At 75.7% G+C, this 873-nt stretch carries 2 protein-coding genes; both read right to left on the bottom strand.

Annotation, left to right across the window (positions count from 1 at the left end):
- Positions 1 to 514: HemK2/MTQ2 family protein methyltransferase (locus tag E1298_RS47285; protein ID WP_243726289.1), on the bottom strand; the 514-nt coding region annotated here is incomplete at its 3' end.
- Between the two features lie 97 nt (positions 515 to 611).
- A partial coding sequence (locus E1298_RS47280) for an iron-containing redox enzyme family protein (RefSeq protein WP_165976012.1) occupies positions 612 to 873 on the bottom strand: 262 nt, incomplete at its 5' end.

Genomic DNA, 873 nt, shown 5'->3' with positions numbered 1-873 from the left:
CCGCCATCACCGGCCCGAACGGCTCGCGGCGCCGCGCCACCACCGACGCGCGCATCCCCGACCGCCGCAGCGCCACCAGCGTCGCCGCGACCCCGCTCAGCGCCGACTGGACCACCAGCAGCGTCCCCCGGCGCGTCAGATGCCCCGGCGCCCCCGCGCAGATCCGCTCCAGCAGCGCCCGGCCGTCGCGCCCCGCCTCCCACGCCCGGGCCCTGCCGCGCGCCGACGCCGGATCGGCCGACCCCGCCACGTACGGGGGGTTGGCGACGATCACGTCGAACACCTCGCCCGCCACCGGGCCGAACAGATCGCCCCGCACCACCCGGACCGGCAGGCCCCGCACCCGCGCGTTCACCCGCGCCGCCAGCACCGCCCGCACCGACACATCCACCGCGACGACCTGCGAGGCGCCGCAGCGCGCCGCCGCCACGGCCACCGCGCCGGTCCCCGTCCCCAGCTCCAGGACGCGCGCGCCCTGCGGTACCTTGGCGCAGCGCAGCGCCCCCGCCAGCATCAACGTGTCCGACTGCGGGCGATAAACCCCAGGCGGCCTCACAAGCAACATTCCGCTCATATACCGCAAAAACACCACTAGAAACCCGTCGCGCAGGTCAGCGCGCCGCCTGCGGGGGACGCCGCAGCGCCGACCGGGGCGGACACGCCCGCCAGCACCCCAGCAGATGCGCGCCCAGCCGGTCCTCCAGCAGCCCCGTCGCCTGGACGCCCAGGACCACGTCCGCCGCCAGCTCCGGCTCCTGCTCCAGCAGCCCGCCGATCACATCCCGCCGCAGCACCTGCTCGTGGACCGCGTCCGCCTCGATGTGCTCGGTGAAGAACAGCAGCGCCCGCGGCCCCTGTCTCTTATCCACATCT

Source organism: Actinomadura rubrisoli (genome assembly GCF_004349215.1).
GTDB lineage: Bacteria > Actinomycetota > Actinomycetes > Streptosporangiales > Streptosporangiaceae > Spirillospora > Spirillospora rubrisoli.
This window is presented reverse-complemented; position numbering and strand designations above follow the sequence as displayed.